Annotated in this window: 19 protein-coding genes and 1 tRNA gene; 9 read left to right on the top strand and 11 right to left on the bottom strand. The window is 69.1% G+C overall.

From position 1 onward, the window contains the following. Positions 1–15: 15 nt before the first annotated feature. Entirely contained in the window at positions 16–396 is a 381-nt protein-coding gene (locus ACWCOV_RS40000) for a histidine phosphatase family protein (protein ID WP_449834600.1), read from the bottom strand. 49 nt (positions 397–445) lie between these two features. Here ACWCOV_RS40000 and corA point away from each other — a divergent pair, with 49 nt between their 5' ends. Continuing rightward, complete coding sequence (corA, locus tag ACWCOV_RS39995; protein WP_449834599.1) at positions 446–1417, top strand: magnesium/cobalt transporter CorA; 972 nt, start codon at positions 446–448, stop codon at positions 1415–1417. A gap of 608 nt (positions 1418–2025) precedes the next feature. Here corA and ACWCOV_RS39990 read toward each other — a convergent pair. Both ACWCOV_RS39990 and ACWCOV_RS39985 read right to left on the bottom strand, forming a co-directional pair. Continuing rightward, positions 2026–2853, bottom strand: coding sequence for an undecaprenyl-diphosphate phosphatase (locus ACWCOV_RS39990; RefSeq protein WP_449834598.1), 828 nt, complete (start codon positions 2851–2853; stop codon positions 2026–2028). Next, the gene (locus ACWCOV_RS39985) at positions 2854–3906 is read right to left on the bottom strand and encodes an LLM class F420-dependent oxidoreductase (RefSeq protein ID WP_449834597.1); all 1053 of its coding nucleotides are present in this window, start codon (positions 3904–3906) and stop codon (positions 2854–2856) included. A 51-nt stretch (positions 3907–3957) separates the two neighbouring features. Here ACWCOV_RS39985 and ACWCOV_RS39980 point away from each other — a divergent pair, with 51 nt between their 5' ends. Together ACWCOV_RS39980 and ACWCOV_RS39975 are read left to right on the top strand one after the other, a co-directional pair. Continuing rightward, positions 3958–4899, top strand: a complete 942-nt coding sequence (locus ACWCOV_RS39980; RefSeq protein ID WP_449834596.1) for an aldo/keto reductase — start codon at positions 3958–3960, stop codon at positions 4897–4899. Positions 4900–4914: 15 nt separating this feature from the next. Further along, positions 4915–5100 carry a DUF5703 family protein gene (locus ACWCOV_RS39975; protein ID WP_130448421.1) on the top strand — a complete coding sequence of 62 codons (186 nt, stop codon included), beginning with the start codon at positions 4915–4917 and terminating at the stop codon, positions 5098–5100. Here the strand turns inward: ACWCOV_RS39975 and ACWCOV_RS39970 are convergent. From ACWCOV_RS39970 to ACWCOV_RS39955, 4 genes are read right to left on the bottom strand one after another with little or no spacing between them, the layout of a single operon-like run. Continuing rightward, positions 5084–6115, bottom strand: coding sequence for a LuxR C-terminal-related transcriptional regulator (locus ACWCOV_RS39970; protein WP_449834595.1), 1032 nt, complete (start codon positions 6113–6115; stop codon positions 5084–5086). The two genes, ACWCOV_RS39975 and ACWCOV_RS39970, sit on opposite strands and share 17 nt — an antisense overlap. Before the next feature lie 10 nt (positions 6116–6125). After that, positions 6126–6551 carry an ester cyclase gene (locus ACWCOV_RS39965; protein ID WP_449834594.1) on the bottom strand — a complete coding sequence of 142 codons (426 nt, stop codon included), beginning with the start codon at positions 6549–6551 and terminating at the stop codon, positions 6126–6128. Between the two features lie 54 nt (positions 6552–6605). Next, positions 6606–7346, bottom strand: a complete 741-nt coding sequence (locus ACWCOV_RS39960) for an N-acetyltransferase (protein ID WP_449834593.1) — start codon at positions 7344–7346, stop codon at positions 6606–6608. Next, positions 7306–8535 (bottom strand): MFS transporter, encoded by a 1230-nt coding sequence (locus ACWCOV_RS39955; protein ID WP_449834592.1) that lies wholly within the window; start codon positions 8533–8535, stop codon positions 7306–7308. Before ACWCOV_RS39955 ends, ACWCOV_RS39960 begins: the two co-directional genes overlap by 41 nt. 64 nt (positions 8536–8599) lie before the next feature. Between ACWCOV_RS39955 and ACWCOV_RS39950 the strand changes: the two genes are divergently transcribed. Further along, positions 8600–9460 carry a LysR family transcriptional regulator gene (locus tag ACWCOV_RS39950; RefSeq protein WP_449834591.1) on the top strand — a complete coding sequence of 287 codons (861 nt, stop codon included), beginning with the start codon at positions 8600–8602 and terminating at the stop codon, positions 9458–9460. Positions 9461–9501: 41 nt separating this feature from the next. Beyond that, positions 9502–9771 (top strand): DUF1876 domain-containing protein, encoded by a 270-nt coding sequence (locus tag ACWCOV_RS39945; RefSeq protein ID WP_449834590.1) that lies wholly within the window; start codon positions 9502–9504, stop codon positions 9769–9771. A 2-nt stretch (positions 9772–9773) separates the two neighbouring features. Here ACWCOV_RS39945 and ACWCOV_RS39940 read toward each other — a convergent pair whose 3' ends face one another. Beyond that, positions 9774–11102 carry a M20/M25/M40 family metallo-hydrolase gene (locus tag ACWCOV_RS39940; RefSeq protein WP_449834589.1) on the bottom strand — a complete coding sequence of 443 codons (1329 nt, stop codon included), beginning with the start codon at positions 11100–11102 and terminating at the stop codon, positions 9774–9776. A gap of 71 nt (positions 11103–11173) precedes the next feature. On the opposite strand from ACWCOV_RS39940, the gene ACWCOV_RS39935 reads away from it, so the two are divergent. From ACWCOV_RS39935 to ACWCOV_RS39925, 3 genes are read left to right on the top strand one after another with little or no spacing between them, the layout of a single operon-like run. Continuing rightward, positions 11174–11380: a hypothetical protein gene (locus ACWCOV_RS39935; RefSeq protein WP_449834588.1), complete on the top strand. Its 207-nt coding sequence runs from the start codon at positions 11174–11176 to the stop codon at positions 11378–11380. Next, a complete protein-coding gene (locus ACWCOV_RS39930; protein ID WP_449834587.1) occupies positions 11377–12000 on the top strand; it encodes a dienelactone hydrolase family protein in 624 nt (207 codons plus the stop codon). Before ACWCOV_RS39935 ends, ACWCOV_RS39930 begins: the two co-directional genes overlap by 4 nt. After that, positions 11981–12649, top strand: a complete 669-nt coding sequence (locus ACWCOV_RS39925; RefSeq protein WP_449834586.1) for an endonuclease V — start codon at positions 11981–11983, stop codon at positions 12647–12649. Before ACWCOV_RS39930 ends, ACWCOV_RS39925 begins: the two co-directional genes overlap by 20 nt. Here ACWCOV_RS39925 and ACWCOV_RS39920 read toward each other — a convergent pair. Together ACWCOV_RS39920 and ACWCOV_RS39915 are read right to left on the bottom strand one after the other, a co-directional pair. Next, positions 12636–13124 (bottom strand): VOC family protein, encoded by a 489-nt coding sequence (locus ACWCOV_RS39920; RefSeq protein WP_449834585.1) that lies wholly within the window; start codon positions 13122–13124, stop codon positions 12636–12638. The two genes, ACWCOV_RS39925 and ACWCOV_RS39920, sit on opposite strands and share 14 nt — an antisense overlap. Positions 13125–13138: 14 nt before the next feature. Then, a complete protein-coding gene (locus ACWCOV_RS39915; RefSeq protein WP_449834584.1) occupies positions 13139–13942 on the bottom strand; it encodes a maleylpyruvate isomerase family mycothiol-dependent enzyme in 804 nt (267 codons plus the stop codon). 143 nt (positions 13943–14085) lie between these two features. On the opposite strand from ACWCOV_RS39915, the gene ACWCOV_RS39910 reads away from it, so the two are divergent. Beyond that, positions 14086–14171: transfer RNA gene (locus ACWCOV_RS39910), tRNA-Leu, on the top strand. Here ACWCOV_RS39910 and ACWCOV_RS39905 read toward each other — a convergent pair. Then, positions 14153–15769, bottom strand: a complete 1617-nt coding sequence (locus ACWCOV_RS39905; protein ID WP_449834583.1) for a recombinase family protein — start codon at positions 15767–15769, stop codon at positions 14153–14155. The genes ACWCOV_RS39910 and ACWCOV_RS39905 overlap by 19 nt on opposite strands. Between the last annotated feature and the right edge of the window lie 529 nt (positions 15770–16298).

Below are 16298 nucleotides of genomic sequence, written 5' to 3'. Positions count from 1 at the left end.
CGCGACGCCTGGGTCTCACGCCTGCCGACAGCCAGCGAGGCCGACCTGTTCAATCACGGCCGACGGATGCTGCTGCACGACCGGCCACAGCGGGTCCTTCATCAGCGTGGACAGCTTCTGCCCGGTCCAGTCGCCGTACCCGCACTCGGTCAGCCGGCGATCCGTTGCCGGACGCAACTCCGGGTGGTGCTTCGCGATCGCCGCCGCGGTCTGCTTGCAGCGGTCCAGCGGCGACGTGACGATCGCCGCCAGCGGCAGCCCGGCCAGCCGCTGCGCGACCGCCTCGGCCTGCTGCACCCCGGTCTCGTCCAGCTTCACCCCCGGCGTGCGGCCGGCCAGCGTGCCGGACGTGTTCGCCGCGCTACGACCGTGCCGAACCAGAATCACCGTGGGCATGCCCTGCACGTTATCCGGTCGGGGCAAGTCCTGCTGACATGATGGACGGGTGATCGTGGACTGCGGCGTTTATGCCGAGGGGGAACGGCGGGACCTGCCCAGGGATCCGGAGACCGTTGCCCAGGCCATCGACGACGACGGCCGGTGCTTCGGGTGGGTCGGCCTGCACGAGCCGTCGGACGCCGAGATGCGCCGGGTTCAGGGGCTGTTCGGCCTGCACGAGCTCGCCGTCGAGGACGCCCTCAAGGCCCACCAGCGGCCCAAGGTCGAACGGTTCGGCGAGGCGATCGTCGTCGTACTGCGCACCCTCTGGTACGTCGACGAGGGCGACGCGGTGGAGACCGGCCAGCTGAGCGTCTTCATCGGCCCGCGGTACGTCGTCACCGTCCGGCACGGCGAAGGCGGGGAGCTGGCCACGGCGCGGCAGCAGCTGGAGGATCGCGCGTCCATGCTCGGTCACGGTCCGGCCGCCGTACTGTGGGCGATCTGCGACTCGGTGGTCGACGACTACGAGGAGGTCGCCGAGCAGGTCGAGATCGACGTCGACGAGGTCGAGAGCTCGGTGTTCTCCCCCGAACGCACCAGCGACGCCGAGCGGATCTACAAACTCAAGCGCGAGGTGCTCGAGATGCGCCGCGCGATCCAGCCGCTGCGCGACCCGATGGAGCAGTTCGCGCACGGCGTCCCCGGGATCAGCCCGAAGGCGGCGCCGTTCTTCCGCGACGTCGCCGACCACGTCAACCGGGTCTCCGACCAGACCGAGGCCCTCGACGTCCTGCTCAGCTCGGCCCTCAACGCGCACCTGGCCCGCGTCTCGGTCCAGCAGAACGACGACATGCGCCGGATCTCGGCGTGGGTCGCCATCGCCGCCGTCCCGACCATGGTGGCCGGGATCTACGGCATGAACTTCGACAACATGCCCGAACTGCGCTGGCACTACGGCTACTACGCCGTACTCCTCCTGATGGCCACCGTCTGCTTCACCATGTACCGCTTCTTCCGCAAGGTCGGCTGGCTGTAAGTCCCACGCGCGCTCCGCAGCCGTTCCTCATCGCGCCGCTCCTCGTCAGGCTCCCACCCATCCCCCGGCCCATCGCCGATGCATCCCACCCGGGCTACGGCCCGGACTCGCCGGCCTTCGCCGGACATGCGGGCTATCGCCCGGAGCCGCGGGCTGCCGCCCACCCACCCCGGCTATCGCCAGTGCATCCTCTCCGGCCATCACCGTGACCCGCGGGCTACCGCCGCGACATCCGGCAGGTTCAGGTTGTCAGCACGGCGATCCCACCGCCGATCGGAGGGGATATCCGTCCGACTCCGGGGTTCTCCCTTCGTATGCCGCCGGAGAACCCCCACCGCGGCCGGATTTCCCCTCGAGTGATGGGCTGGCCAAGAGCCTTCGGGCCAACCGGCCAGATGTGCCGTCGGTGGTTGGGCCGCCGGAAGGGATTGGTGTGCCGACCGACAGGTGGTGCCCCGCAGTGGATAGTGCAGTGGAGCGTGAGCCCGCGCCGGCGGACCGGCGTCTCGCAGGTGCACTACCTGTCCGTCAGGCCCCATCCATCAATTCCCTGCGCGCCCTGACGAGGACGTGGTCGACCCCGGCCGGACGTTCGACGGCTGCCTGCGTCAGGTGGCGGTGATGGTGCTGGTCGCCAGGAGGATGACGATGACGATGCCGAGGAGGACGCGGTAGAAGGCGAAGACCTCGATCGTGTGTTTGGCGACGAACTTGAGCAGCCAGGCGACCGACGCGTAGGCGACGATGAAGCTGACGACGGTTCCGACCAGCACCGGCATCAGGCCGACGCTGCCGTCAAGCGCGTGCGGGAGCTCGAAGATCGCGGCTCCGACCAGGGCCGGGATGCCGAGCAGGAACGCCATCTTCGTCGCCGCGACCCGGTCCAGACCGCAGAACAGTCCGGCCGAGATGGTGGCGCCGGACCGCGAGACGCCCGGAATCAGCGCCAGGCACTGGATGACGCCCATCACGACGGCGTCGATCAGCGTGATCCGCGTGAGCGGCCGGGACTTGCTGCTGAGCCGTTCGGCCGCGACCATCACGAACGACCAGCCGATCAACGACGCCGCGACCCACCACATGCTGCGCAGCGGGCCCGAGATGATCTCCCGGCCGAGGTAGCCGACGATGCAGATCGGGAGGGAGCCGACGATCACGAACCAGCCCATCCGGTGGTCGAACTCGCCGCGGTACTCGGGGTGCCGGATCCCCTTGAACCAGGCGACGGCGTACGTCCGGATGTCCTTCCACATGAACAGCACCACGGCCGCGATCGCGCCGAACTGGATCACCGCGGTGAACGCGGTGATCGCCGGGTCGTCGATCTGCTGGCCGAGCATCTTCGAGGCGATGGTGAGGTGCCCGGTGCTCGACACCGGGAGGAACTCGGTGAGCCCCTCGACGATGCCCAGGATGATGGCTTCCCAGATGGACACTTACTCACCGACCCCGGCGAGCTCGAGGGCCTCGGCGACCGTGCGCAGGTCGGCGATCCGCTGCTCGACCGTCGGCGCGAACGGGGTCAGCGCGACCGTGGTCGCCCCGGCCTCGGCGTACGCGGTGAGCTTCTCGGCCATCCGCTCCTTGCCGCCGAGCAGCGAGATCGAGTCGATGAACCCGTGCGGTACGGCGGCCATCGCGTCGCGGTGCTGCTTGGCCAGGTACAGGTCCTGGATCCGCTTGGCCTCCTCGGCGTACCCCATCCGGACCGCCAGGGCGTTGTAGAAGTTCTTCTCCCGGCTGCCCATGCCGCCGATGTAGAGAGCGGCGTACCCACGGATCGGGTCGGCCGCGGCCTGCAGGTCGTCACCGGTCATCACCGGCACGGACGCGACGACGTCGAACCCGTCGAGCCCTTCCTGACGCGCCTCGCGGCCCGTCGCGATGTGTTTCAACTGCTCTCCCAGATAGGCGGGGTCGTTCAGGATGCCGAGCCAGCCGTCGGCGATCTCGCCGGCCAGTTCGAGGTTCTTCGGGCCGACCGCGGCAAGGTACACCGGCACGTGGTCGCGGAGCGGGTGGATGGACAGCTTGAGCGGCTTGCCCGGGCCATCGGGCAACGGCAGGGTGAAGTGCTCGCCCTCGAACCTCACGGTCTCACGCCGCATCGCCGCGTTCACAATCGCCACGTACTCGCGGGTCCGGGCCAGCGGCTTGTCGAACCGGACCCCATGCCAGCCCTCGGACACCTGCGGGCCGGACACGCCGAGGCCGAGCCGGAACCGGCCGCCGGACAGCCGGTCCAGGGTGGCCGCGGTCATCGCGGTCATCGCCGGGGTCCGGGCCGGGATCTGGAAGACCGCGGCGCCGACGTCGATGGTCGTGGTCTGGGCGGCGATCCAGGTCAGCAGCGTGGCGGCGTCCGAGCCGTACGCCTCAGCGGCCCAGGTGACCGAGAAACCGAGCCGTTCGGCCTCCTTCACCAGCCTCAGGTGATCCAGATGGTCGTCGCCACCGAAGACGAAGCCGATGTTGAGTCCGAGTCGCATGACAGGCGAGCCTAACGAGCCGTTGTCGGTGGCGGCCAATAGGCTCGGCACATGCAGCAGCGCTATCTCGGTCACAGTGGACTGGCGGTGAGCCGGCTCGGCCTCGGCACCATGTCCTGGGGGCGGGACACCGACGAGCACGAGGCGCGCGAGCAGCTGGCCGCGTTCGTGGCCGCCGGTGGCACCCTGATCGACACCGCGGCGGCGTACGGGGACGGTGACAGCGAGCGACTGATCGGCTCGCTGCTCGGCGACGTGGTGGACCGAGACGACCTGGTGATCGCGACCAAGGCCGGTTTCAGCGTCCGCCGCGGCGAGCGGATCACCGACACCTCCCGGGGCGCCCTGCTGCGCGACCTGGAAGGTTCGCTGCGCCGGCTGAACGTCGACCACATCGACCTCTGGCAGCTGCACACCTGGTCGGACGACGTACCGCTGGAGGAGACGCTGTCGGCGCTCGACCACGCGGTGAACTCGGGCAAGGTCCGGTACGTCGGAGTCTCGAACTACGCGGGGTGGAAGTCGGCCCGCGCGGTCACCTGGCAGCAGGCGTGGCCCGGTCGCGCGGTCCCGGTGTCGAACCAGGTGGAGTACTCGCTGCTCGCCCGGGACGCCGAGGCGGACGCGATCCGCGCGGCCGGCGGGCTCGGGATCGGCGTCCTGGCCTGGTCGCCGCTTGGCCGCGGTGTGTTGACTGGGAAGTACCGCACCGGGATCCCGGCGGACTCGCGGGCGGCGTCTCAGCATCTGTCCAGATTCGTCGACCCCTACCTCGACGGCCGCGGTTCGGGCATCGTGGAGGCAGTCGCACGAGCCGCCGACGGGCTCGGCTGGACACCGCTCGAGGTGGCGCTCACCTGGGTGCGGGACCGGCCGGGCGTGTCGGCGGCGATCGTCGGGGCCCGGACGGCGATGCAACTGAAGTCGGTCCTGGGTGTGGAGGAGCTCACTCTCCCACCCGCGATCGTCGCAGCGCTGGAGGATGTGTCGTAGCAGTTGGAGGTGCGGATGGCCGAATACGAACTGCAGCAGTTCGAGGTGTCCAGGACGGAGTCGCGCGGCGCCGTCCGCCGGTTGCTGACCGAGCACGCGGAGTACGGCGGCTGGGAGCTCGCCCGCCTCCGCCGCTACCCCGACGGCACCCGCCGAGTCTGGCTCCGCCGCCGCATCATCCGCGTCATGCGGACCCTCTGAGCAAGACCGTCACCAGCTCGCGGCGGCTGCCGACACCGACCTTGTCGAAGGCTGCCCGGACGTGTTCCTGCACGGTGTGCGGCGACAGGCACAGCTGGTCCACGATCTGCCGGGTCGAGTAGCCCTTGAGCAGGAGCTCCGTGACCCGCTGCTGAGCCGGTGTCAGCCCGTAGACATCGAGCAGGAACGACCCGAGTTGAGCCGCGGTGGCCGGTTCCAGCACGACTGCCGTCCGCTGCCCGTCCACTCCCCGCAGCGTCGACGCATGCAGCGCGAGCCAGCGGCCCCGCGTGGTCCGCACCTTCAGCACCGGCGTCTCCGGCAGTTCGTGCACCCGTTGCAACTGCACCGCCGCAGCCCGCACCGCCATCGGCACCTCGGTACGGCGCTCCGGCTCCAGCTCAGCCATCCAGTGCTCGGCCTCCACGCTGACCGACTCGATCTCGTGCTTCGAATTCAGAACCACCACTCCGGGCCCGACGTCGCCGCCCCCGTCAGACCCGGTGAGCATGCTTCTCCGAAGGCCCTCGGCGAGATGCGGGCCAAGGCGCCGTACCAGTTGAATCTCCTGCTCGGAGAAGCCCGCGTCGGCGTCCTCCCGATGCAGGCAGATCACACCCCAGCAGCGTCCGTTCGAGACCAGCGCCGCCCGGAGTTCGTCGCCGAGACCGAGTGGCCGCATCACCTCGACGTACCGGGTGCTGATCGGCCACTCGCCCTTCGTCGCGTGGCCGAGCGAGCTCACCGGGTCGGGCGCGGCCGCGAGGGCGGCGAACTTGTTCACGTCGTCCTGCCCGAACTCGTTCGCCAGGAACTGCTCGGTCATGGTGGCCAGCGGCTCGTCCGCCCTCGCGGAGGTGAACAGCACGGTCGCGGGGTCCACGGTCGCGAAGAACGCGGCGTCGATCGTCATCAGCTTCCGCAGCCGGGTCAGCGTCTCGGACCGCAGCTGATCGGGGTCCAGCCCCGCGTAGCACCGCTGGATCAGCACTTCCAGGCGGTCCGCCGCCCTCATGATCGCGATGCTACGGCTGATCCGGTACGACGCCCAGGTCGCGAAGGAACCCGAGTTCGTCCAGGCGGCCCCAGCGTTCGACGACCAGACCGTCGCGCAGCCGGAAGATGTTGATCCCGCGCAGGCTGACCTGTTTCCCGGTCGGCGCGACGCCCATCACCTCGCCGCGCTGGGTTCCGCTCGCGGTGAACCGCTCGACCACGATGTCGCCCTCGGCAACGAGTTGGTGCAGCTCGCTGTGCCAGTCCGGGAAGGCTTCCCGCATCAACGCCCCCGCGACCCGCATCCCGTCCCGGTCCGGCGTGACGCCGAACGGCGGGTCATGGTTGACGAAGTCCTCGGCGAGGTAGGTGTCGACCGCGCCGAGGTCGCCTTTGCTGAACAGTCCGTCGATCAGGTCGCGGACGGTGGTCTTGTTGCGTTCCGTCGTGCTCATGCCTCTGATGCTGCGGCGCGCCGGGCGGCTCGGGCACCCCGAATAGTTGGGGTTTCAGAGGTCGTGCCGGACCCAGACGTTGGGTTCCACGTAGACGGCGCGGTCGTGGTCCACGTCGGCCAGGACCGGGACGAGGGCTTGGGGGACGATCACCTCGCCGGACTGGTCGAACGGCAGCCCGGTCCACTCGCGCCACTCGGCCAGGGAGCCGGCGATCAGCATCGACGTCGAGGCGACCTTGACGATCTTGCCGCCCGCCTTCACGTGGACGCGGAGCCACGGGTCGACCGGGAGGCCGTCGTTCCGGGTCTGGCCGACGTACTGGCTCATCGGCATCCGGGCGTCGGTCTTGCCGTTCGGGCGGACGGGAGCGTAGAGGGTGGTGTGGCCCTTCGCCTTCACCGCGTCGCGCATCGCGGCCAGCATCCGGTAGGACAGGCCCCGGCCGAGGTGGCTCGGTTTGATCACGATCTCCAGGGCGCTCGACACGTTGGTCTCGCGGCCGCGGCGGAGGTCCTCGACGCCCCAGGTCAGCACCTGGTCCCAGCCGCGCGACGGCAGTTCGGGCCGGTCCTCGAGCGGGAACGCGAACGGGATGCTGCGCGAGTGCGCGACCAGCTCGCCGTTGTCGGTCGCGATCAGGCACTGGTCGGCGAACTCCTCCGGCACCACACCGAGCAGCGCGTCGGCGACCAGGTCCTGCAGCATGAACTGCGGCCAGACGTTCCAGAAGTCGCCCAGCCAGCCGGTGACCTCAGGCCGCTCGGCCAGGGTGGTGATCACGATCTCGGACATGCTCGGCAGTGTCGCACCGCGACGGCCCGGCTTTCACCAGGATTACCAGCGCGACCAGCGTGGTGAGCAGGCCGGCGCCGATCAGGGTGTGCTCGGCGCCGGCCGCCGCGATGATCGGCCCGCCGGCCAGCAACCCGGCCGAGCTCCCCGCGTTGACCACGACCGTCTGCCCGGACAGCAACGCCCGCCGCTCGGCGCCTGCCGAGGTCCGCGTGATCACGACCGAGATGGCGGCGATCCCGAGCACCACGCTGACGCCCGAAAGTGCGCCCATCAGGGCAATGACCGGCGGATGCGTCCACAGTCCCATCCCGGCCCAGCACAGTCCCATGAAGGCCCACGCTCCGGCGGCGAGCGGTACTGGCGGCAGCCGCCGTACGACGGCCAGCGAGATCGTCGTGCCGATCACCGACCCAACGCCGTACCCGGTCATGCCGGCCGCGAGATAGACACCGGGCTCGCCGCGCTGCGCACCGATCACCGACAGCCCCAGCGTGAACGCGAACCACGTCACGCAGCCGGTCCCACGGACAATCCAGCCGTAGAGCACGTCCGGACGCGTCTTGAGACTGGCCCGGATCGACGGGGTCGCAGTGCCCTCAGGAGCACGCTCTGCCTTCACGGTGCACGCCAAGAGCCCTGCTGCCAGCACACCGACGGCCTCCACCCACAGCAGCCCGTTGGTGAGGCCGGTCGACACCGCAAAGGCACCGATGACCGGTCCGACCATCATGCCGACCCTGCGGAGGCCGTCCTGCCAGGTCAGCAGTACGACGGCCTTGCCCTCGCCCCACCGGTCTCCGGTGTCAGCCAGCAGCGCTGACCGCCCTGGATTGGACAGGGCCTCGCCGCAGCCGAGCAGTAGACCGCTGACCACCAGCAACCCGGGTGTGACGAGGCCCAGCATGGCGGCAGCCGGCACACTCGCCAGAGCCACCGCCTGGATGGCTGCAATCACTGCCAGCCGAGGACCCGAGTCCACCCACTGCCGCGCCCTCCTCGCCCACCACGGCGACAGCAGCACCGGTACGCCGGACGCACCGCCGACCAGCCCGGTGGCGGCAACCGAGCCCGTCTCATGCAGAACCACCAACGGCAACGCCACCTGCGTGAACCGGAGCGCCAGGTCCGCCGCCCCTCCGCCTACCAGCAGCGCGAGTGCTTCGCTCCGGGCTCTCACACCTTTCATTCTTGGAGTTCCCGGTCCGTCCCGGTAGTCGGCGCAGGCTTGGTGATTGCCATAGGCTGCACCTATGGCCTCATTACCATCGGTCGAGGACCTCCGGCTGGTGCAAGCGATCGGCCGGACCGGCGCGGTCGGCACCGCGGCCCGCGAGCTGCGGATCTCGCAGCCGTCCGCGTCGCAGCGCCTGGCCCGGCTCGAGCGCATGTGTGACACGAAGCTGTTCGAACGCGACACCCGCGGCGCCCGCCCGACTCCGGCCGGCGCCGAGCTCTGCCGCCGGGCCGACCACATCCTCAGCCACCTCGAGGAGGTGTACGCCGCCACCCGGTCGGCCGCCGCCGGACACCGGCTCGTCATCGGCACCTTCGCCAGCATCGCGCCGATCCTGTTCCCGGTCCTGGACGCGGACCTGCCCGACCTGGACATCCAGCAACAGGTCGACCACGGCCACTTCCTGGTCGAACGGATCGCGGAGGGCACCATGGACGCCGCGTTCATCGCGATCGCCGACCAGATGACGCTCCCCCGTGGCACCGTCGCACGCCGGGTCGGCCGGGACGAGCTCGTGCTGTTCGTCCCACCCGGCGCCGTCCCGCCCGGCCGCGGCAAACACCCGCTGAAGGACCGGCCGATCCCCTTCTCCACCTACGACCGCGGGGCCGAGGACATCCACACCCGGCTGGTCGCCCTCGGCGCGATCCCCCGCCGCGGCGTGACGCTCAGCACCACGGTCGCCATGGCCCGTCGCCGTACCCAACTCGCCCTCGTCCCCCGCAGCGCGCTCGCCACCGAGCTCCGCCCCGGCGAACGCCTGGTCCCCGCCCCCTTCCGCTACCGCCTCACCCTGTCCCTCGTCACCACACCGACTCCGCCCCAGCCCCTGATCCGGTACCTCCCGAGCCTCCGCACCACGCTCAACCTCTTGTGAGTGGTGGCCTGCGGGACGACGCTAGGAAGGAGGTGGGTGCCATGACAAAGCGGCAGTGGACTGTTGACATCGTGATCGACGAGGTCGAGGACGAACGGACGACGCACGCCGAGGCCCGGCTGCGGACCGAGGGAGAACAGCTGGCCGGACGCGGTACGGCGTACCGGCACCCGAACGACGTCGAGGTGCCGCAGATCGGCGACGAGCTGGCGGCCGCGCGGGCGCTGTCCGAGCTGTCCCACCGCCTGGTGCTCGCGGCGGCGCAGGACATCGAGGAGATCACCCACCGGCCGTCCCGGCTGCGCGGCTGACCTCAGGCCTCGTCGAGGAACCGGTCGAGCACCCGGGAGCCGAACTCCAGGGCGCTGGTCGGGACGCGCTCGTCGATGCCGTGGAACATGCCCATGAAGTCCAGGTCCGGCGGCAGCTGCAACGGCACGAACCCGAAGCACCGGACGCCGAGCCGGCTCCACGACTTGGCGTCCGTGCCGCCCGACATCAGCAGCGGCGCGGTGCGGCTCTGCGGGTCCTCGGCCGCCAGGCACGCCTTCATCGCCTCGACCAGGCCGCCGCTGAACTCGGTCTCCAGCGCGATGTCCTCGACCACCGCCTCGCGCCGTACCTTGTCGCCGATGAGCTCGTCGATGGTGGCGAAGAACTCGTCCTCGTAGCCGGGCAGGAACCGGCCGTCGATGTGCGCCTCGGCGTCGCCGGGGATCACGTTCACCTTGTAGCCGGCGTTCAGCATCGTCGGGTTCGCGGTGTTGCGGATGGTGGCGCCGAACATCCGGCTGAAGCTGCCCAGCTTCGCCAGCGTCTCGGTCATGTCGTCGGGGTCGAGCTCGACCTCGAGCACGTCCTCCAGCGTCTTCAGGAACTCCCGAACCGTCGGCGTGACCCGCAGCGGCCACTCGTGCGCGCCGATCCGGGTCACCGCCTCGACCAGGTGGGTGACCGCGTTGTCGTTGTTCACCATCGACCCGTGGCCCGCCGTACCGCGGGCCTTGAGCCGCATCCAGCTCATGCCCTTCTCCGCGGTCTCGATCAGGTACAGCCGCAGGTCGTCCTTCACGGTGACCGAGAAGCCGCCGACCTCGCCGATCCCCTCGGTGCAGTCCGCGACCGTGTCCGGGTGGTTGTTGATCAGCCACTGGGCGCCGTACACGCCGCCGGCTTCCTCGTCCGCGGTGAACACCAGCCGGACCGGGCGCCGCGGCTTCGCCCCGACCCGCTGGCGGGCCCGGACGACCGACAGCACCATCGCGTCGAAGTCCTTCATGTCGACCGCGCCGCGGCCCCACACGCAGCCGTCGAAGATCTCACCCGCGAACGGGTCCACCTTCCAGTCCTTCGGGTCGGCCGGTACGACGTCCAGGTGACCGTGCACGAGCAACGGGTCGGCCGACTGGTCCTCGCCCTCCCAGTGCGCCACCAGGGTCGCCCGGCCCGGCTCCGACTCGTAGATCGTGGACTCGATCCCGACCTCGTCCAGCTTCGCCGCGACGTACTCCGCCGCGACCCGCTCACCGTTGCTCTTCCCGTTGCCGTAGTTCGTGGTGTCGATCCGGATCAGCTCGCTGCAGAGCTCCACCACCTCGGCGTCAGGTGTGTACGACGTACGCTCGGTCCCCGGAGAAGTCATGGGCCCATCCTCCCCCACGCGGGTATGACAACCGACGTGCCGGGTATCTGAACTGTGTGAAGGGTGACTGGGTGGAAGTCGTCATCGACACCGGCAGCGGGGTGTCGACGTACGAGATCGCCGCGACCAAGGCCGGCCGCCGGGTCGAGATCAACACCACCCGCAACCTGACCGAGGTCGTCGAGGTCACCCGCACCGGCAAACCGATCCGCACCGCTCGCTTCATCACGACCCGCGTGATCGCGATCGTCGAACACCCCGCCCCGGACTCGCAATGACCACCGCACCGGTGACCATCGAGTCGTCCGGCGCCTCCCTCCCCGGCGACCTCGTCGTGCCCCCGCGGTCGAGCGGCCTGGTGATCTTCGCCCACGGCAGCGACAGCAGCCGGCACAGCCCGCGCAACCAGTACGTCGCCCAGGTCCTCAACCGAGCCGGTCTCGCCACCCTGCTCTTCGACCTGCTCACGACAGCGGAAGCCGCCGACCGCCGCAACGTCTTCGACATCCCACTGCTGGCGGACCGCTTGAGCGGCGCCCACGACTGGGCCGCAGACCGCTACGGCCCGACCGCCTACTTCGGCGCCAGCACCGGCGGAGCCGCCGCCCTGTGGTCCGCCGCCGGCAGCACCTCCGTCGCGGCGGTGGTCTCCCGCGGTGGCCGAGTCGACCTGGCCGGCCCACGACTGGCTGCCGTGTCGGCGCCTACCTTGCTGATCGTCGGCGAACTCGACACCACGGTTCTCGAGTACAACCGCGCGGCCCAACGCCAACTGCAGTGCGCCAGCGATCTCCAGGTAGTGGCCGGCGCCACCCACCTCTTCGCCGAACCGGGCACCCTGGAGCAGGTCGCCGTACTCGCTCGCGACTGGTTCATCCATGCGCTGGCCAACCACTGAGCCAGAGCTGGTCTCGGCCCAGGAAACCCTCGCCCGGGCAACACCGCCACCATGGACACCCGAGGCCTCGTACCTGGTCGGCGGAGCGTGGGTCTGCTTTGCTCGCGGCTTGTCCGGCGCCGGGTCGGCGGGCGACCGGGCTTGGGGTGCCTCGGTCGTCATGGACCAGGGCGGCGTCGTCGGACGATGCCTGGTTCCGGGGCATGCCTCAGCGCCCTACGCCCCTGGCCTGCTGGCCCTCCGCCTCGGTCCCCTCCTGGAGGACGTCGTACGGCGCCTCGTCCCGCGACCCGACGTGCTCCTGCTGGATGCGACCGGGCGTGATCATCCGCGCCGTGGCGGCCTGGCGTTGCAGTTGGGCGCCGTACTGGACCTGCCGACGGTGGGCGTGACGCACCGCCCGCTGACGGCTTCCGGCGACTGGCCGGACGATCTGCCGGGCGCGACGGCATCGCTGTTCATCGGTCCGGAACATGTTGCGACGTGGCTGCGCACCCGGCGTGGCACTCGGCCGTTGGTCGTGCACTCCGGCTGGCGAACCGACCTCACCACCGTGGTTGCGGTGGTATCTCGGTCCGTCGCCGGACGCCGTACTCCCGAGCCGCTGCGGAGGGCCCGGCAGGCTGCCCGGCTGCTCAGAGGACCTTGAGGCCGTACATCTCGCCGAGGGGGTCGGCGATGAGTTCGACGCGGGCGCCGTCGGGGTCGCGGAAGTAGATCGAGGTGCCGCTCTCCTCCAGGTACTCGACGCCGGCGGCGTCCAGGTTCTTTTTCAGCCGCGCCCACTTCTCCGGCTCGACCGAGATGGCCAGGTGATGCAGTCCGCCGAGCACCTCGGCGTACGGACCGAGGTCCAGGCCGGGGAAGTCGAAGAACGCCAGCAGGTTGCCGTTGCCGATGTCGAAGAAGAAGTGGTTCGAGCCTTCGTAGTCCCGATTGCCGACGATCTCGGTGAGCGGGAACTCGAGCACACCCTGATAGAACTGCACCGTCCGCTCGACGTCCGCGCACAGCAGCGCGACGTGGTGCAGCCCGCGCGCGGAGCTCGCCCCACCTTCCTTCAGGTACGTCGTTCTGATCCGCTCACGCTCGGCCTCGATCGCCGGCAGGTCGATGTCCGTCATACCCCAGGTCCCCCTCAGATCCGGAAAAACAGGTTCAGGTAGCGGTCGGCGACGGCCCGCTCACCGCGGATCGTGCCGGAGTTGCTCCGCCCGAACGCGGTCAGCACGAAACTACCCGGGTCGAACTCGATCACGGTGCCACCCGGCTCACCGGGCTGGTACGACATCCCGTCCGGGCCGACCAGGACCCGCGTGTCGCCGGCGTTCGGTCCGCTGGTGATCCGGATGCCGAGGTCGCAGGGCTCGTTCACCTTCGTCGTGTACTGCCACAGCACGAACATGAACGGCACCAGCAGGTCGGCCGCCTCACCGGTCAGCCCGTGCGCCCGGCCGGTCCCCTGCCGCACGTCCCACGAGTGCACCCCGTAGTCCATCAACTGGAAGGCCGGGAAGAAGAACGCCGGCAACGGGCCCATGTAGAAGTGCGGCACGTTGAACCCGCCCCACTCGTCCGGCCCGAGCGCGTCGAAAATCTCCATCATCTTGTCGAAGTCACCCCGGAGCCGCTCGACCAGCTCGGTCCGCGGTACGTCGCGCAGCGCCAGCGCCTGCTGGTCGACCCGCGCAGCCATCCCCGGCAGCCCGTACGCTGCCGGCACCTCGGTGTGCGACCGGGCGGCGTCGAACGCCACGAAGTACGCCTCGGTGGTGTCCACGATGTGCGCCACCACATCGCGCACCTGCCAGTGCCCGGCCCCGGTCGGCGCCTCCCACACCTCGTCACTGTCGACCAGCTCGAAGAACTCCCCCGCCTCCCGGCGAACCACCCCCAGGATGGTGTCCTTGCCCTCGAACGTCATCGCGTTCCACGCGTTCATCCGGCCCTCCTCCCAGCCGACCCTTGAATTTCAAACTACCCCTCCCAGCCCCCCACGTCAGCCCGCTGAGCCCCGATGTGAATTCCACCCGTGGAGTTTGCTACTGTTCTCCGGTCAGCGTCGCTACGGCGGCAAGACCACTCGTCCGGGTGGCGGAATAGGCAGACGCGCTAGCTTGAGGTGCTAGTGCCCTTCGCGGGGCGTGGGGGTTCAAGTCCCCCCTCGGACACACAACTTAGCCACACGGTCGGCCAGCGGGTCGACCTCCACATCGACAGTCTTCTCGATGTGGTCATACCTGAGCGACAGTCGCAAAGCCGCGTACAGCTCAGTGAGCTGTTCCCGGTCCGCCCGATCGAGAGCCCGGGTCAGGTCTCCCAGCCGATCGACGTGCGACTCGAGTTCCTGCCGACTCATCCCTTGGTCGTTCTGTGTTGCCGCCAACGCCTTCTCAGCCGATCGCTTCTCCGCCGCGGCCGCGTTGTACTGCTCACGCAGTTCTGCCGGATCCCAGCCGGCATCGAAGGCTCGCCGCAGTCGCTCCATGGCGACTTCCGCCGCAGCGATGCGATCCCGCTGCACGGCCACATGCCTCAGGTGCCGATCGCTGCTGTCGCCGGCTGCGAGCAGAGTCTTCACGGTCTCGTCACGATTGAGCGGGTCGAAGACTTGGCCGATCCACCGATTGACGGCTGGCGTAACGAGGTCTTCACGAAGGTAGACCTGAGGTGGGTGTGCCAGCGCGGTAGCCGACCCAGGCACGAGGGTCCGCGCGTTGCATCGGTAGTACGTCGTGTCCTTGCGCCGCGTCGCACCTTCCATCTTCCGCTCGCAGAGTACGCAAGTGATCCTGCTGCGGAAGGCATAGACCCGCTTGCGCGACTGATGCGTCCGCTCCATGGATGACCAGCCGGCTCGGCCACCCGACCGCCGCCTGCGCTGCTCCAACTGCACAGCAGTGAACGTCTCCACCGACACGATCGCCGGATGCGCAGGCTCCCTCGACCGCACGATCTTCGCCCGCGGCGAGCGACGGAACCTCACGACATAGCCGGCTGCAACGTCCTCGGGATCAAGCAACTCCTCGACCTTCTGCCATCGCCCGTAGACCGCATACCCCGTGTACCGGGGATTGTCGAGAATCGCCACCACGCTCGAATGCTGCCAGCCGTCCATCTTGCGATGACGGTTCTGCCGAGGCATATGCGCTGATGGACAAGGGATTCCCTCGCGGTTGAGCAGCTCAGCGATCGCTTTGTTGCCCCAACCCTGTAGATAGAGGTCGAAGATCCTCTGAACCACCGCGGCCGCGAACTCGTCGACGGGCAGCACCCGCAGCCGCTGCCCTTCCTGCGCCTTCCGCGGATGCGGATGCGGCCCGGCGTCAGCAACCAGATAGCCGTACGGCGGACGCCCGCCCTGATACCTGCCGTGAATCAGGACCTGGGATGCCATCGCGGCACGCACCCGCCGCTGCACGTGCTGCCGCTCCGACTTCGACAACCCACCAGTGATCGTCATCGCCATGTCATGGACCGTGTTCTCCGGATCGAACCGACCACCGAGACTTGGTATCCACAGGGACACGCCATACCGATCGAATTTCGGCCAGGTCAGGCTGAACTGGTTGCTGAACCAGCACCGGGTCGCTTCCCCGACAACCAACCCGTTCCACCCACGATCGGGATCCTTCAGCGCATGCAGGACCCGACTGGCCTCGTCCCGCCGCTCCCAAGGCAGCGAACGCGACTGGCCAATGTCGAAGTACTGCTCGACGATCTGACCCCAAGCGGCTCCACGAACCGCGAGGCCTCCCCCATCTGCCAAGCCAACGACGTCTTCGGATCCTGGTTGTCCTCCGTCGAGCAACGCCCGTAGAACGCCAGGCGCCCGATCCCCTCACCGTCGACTGGCTTGTCGGCGAGCGCCTCCATCCCCAGCAGTTCGTCAAGGACGGCCCATTCACCCTGCTCGTCGCCGCTCAACCTCATGACCCTCCGCCTGGGAGCCGGCCTCCGATCCGAGCTCCTTCCGAGCCAGTCCTACAACAATCCGGCACAGCACACGAGCAGCCTGTGGACAAAGCACCGGCACCCCGTCCGGCACCACCACAGTTATCCACAGATCCTCGGAATCCCGCCTCAAGTCCGCCCTGTCGCCCGCCATACCGGTTCAACGCCCAACCAGACCCGCCATGACCGAAGGTTTGCGACGTTGATCACGCGTGCGGCCCATCAGGCTCAGGCCGGCCGAGGATCAGGCCCGCCCTCGAGCAGTCCGTCCAGGACCGGTCTCATCGCTCATCGCACACACCTCCCGTCCACCACAAGACTAGAACATGTGTTCGAAGTAGCGC

The organism is Kribbella sp. NPDC002412 (genome assembly GCF_053592935.1).
Note: the sequence above shows the minus strand (reverse complement) of the source record. Positions and strands in the feature narration are given on the sequence as shown.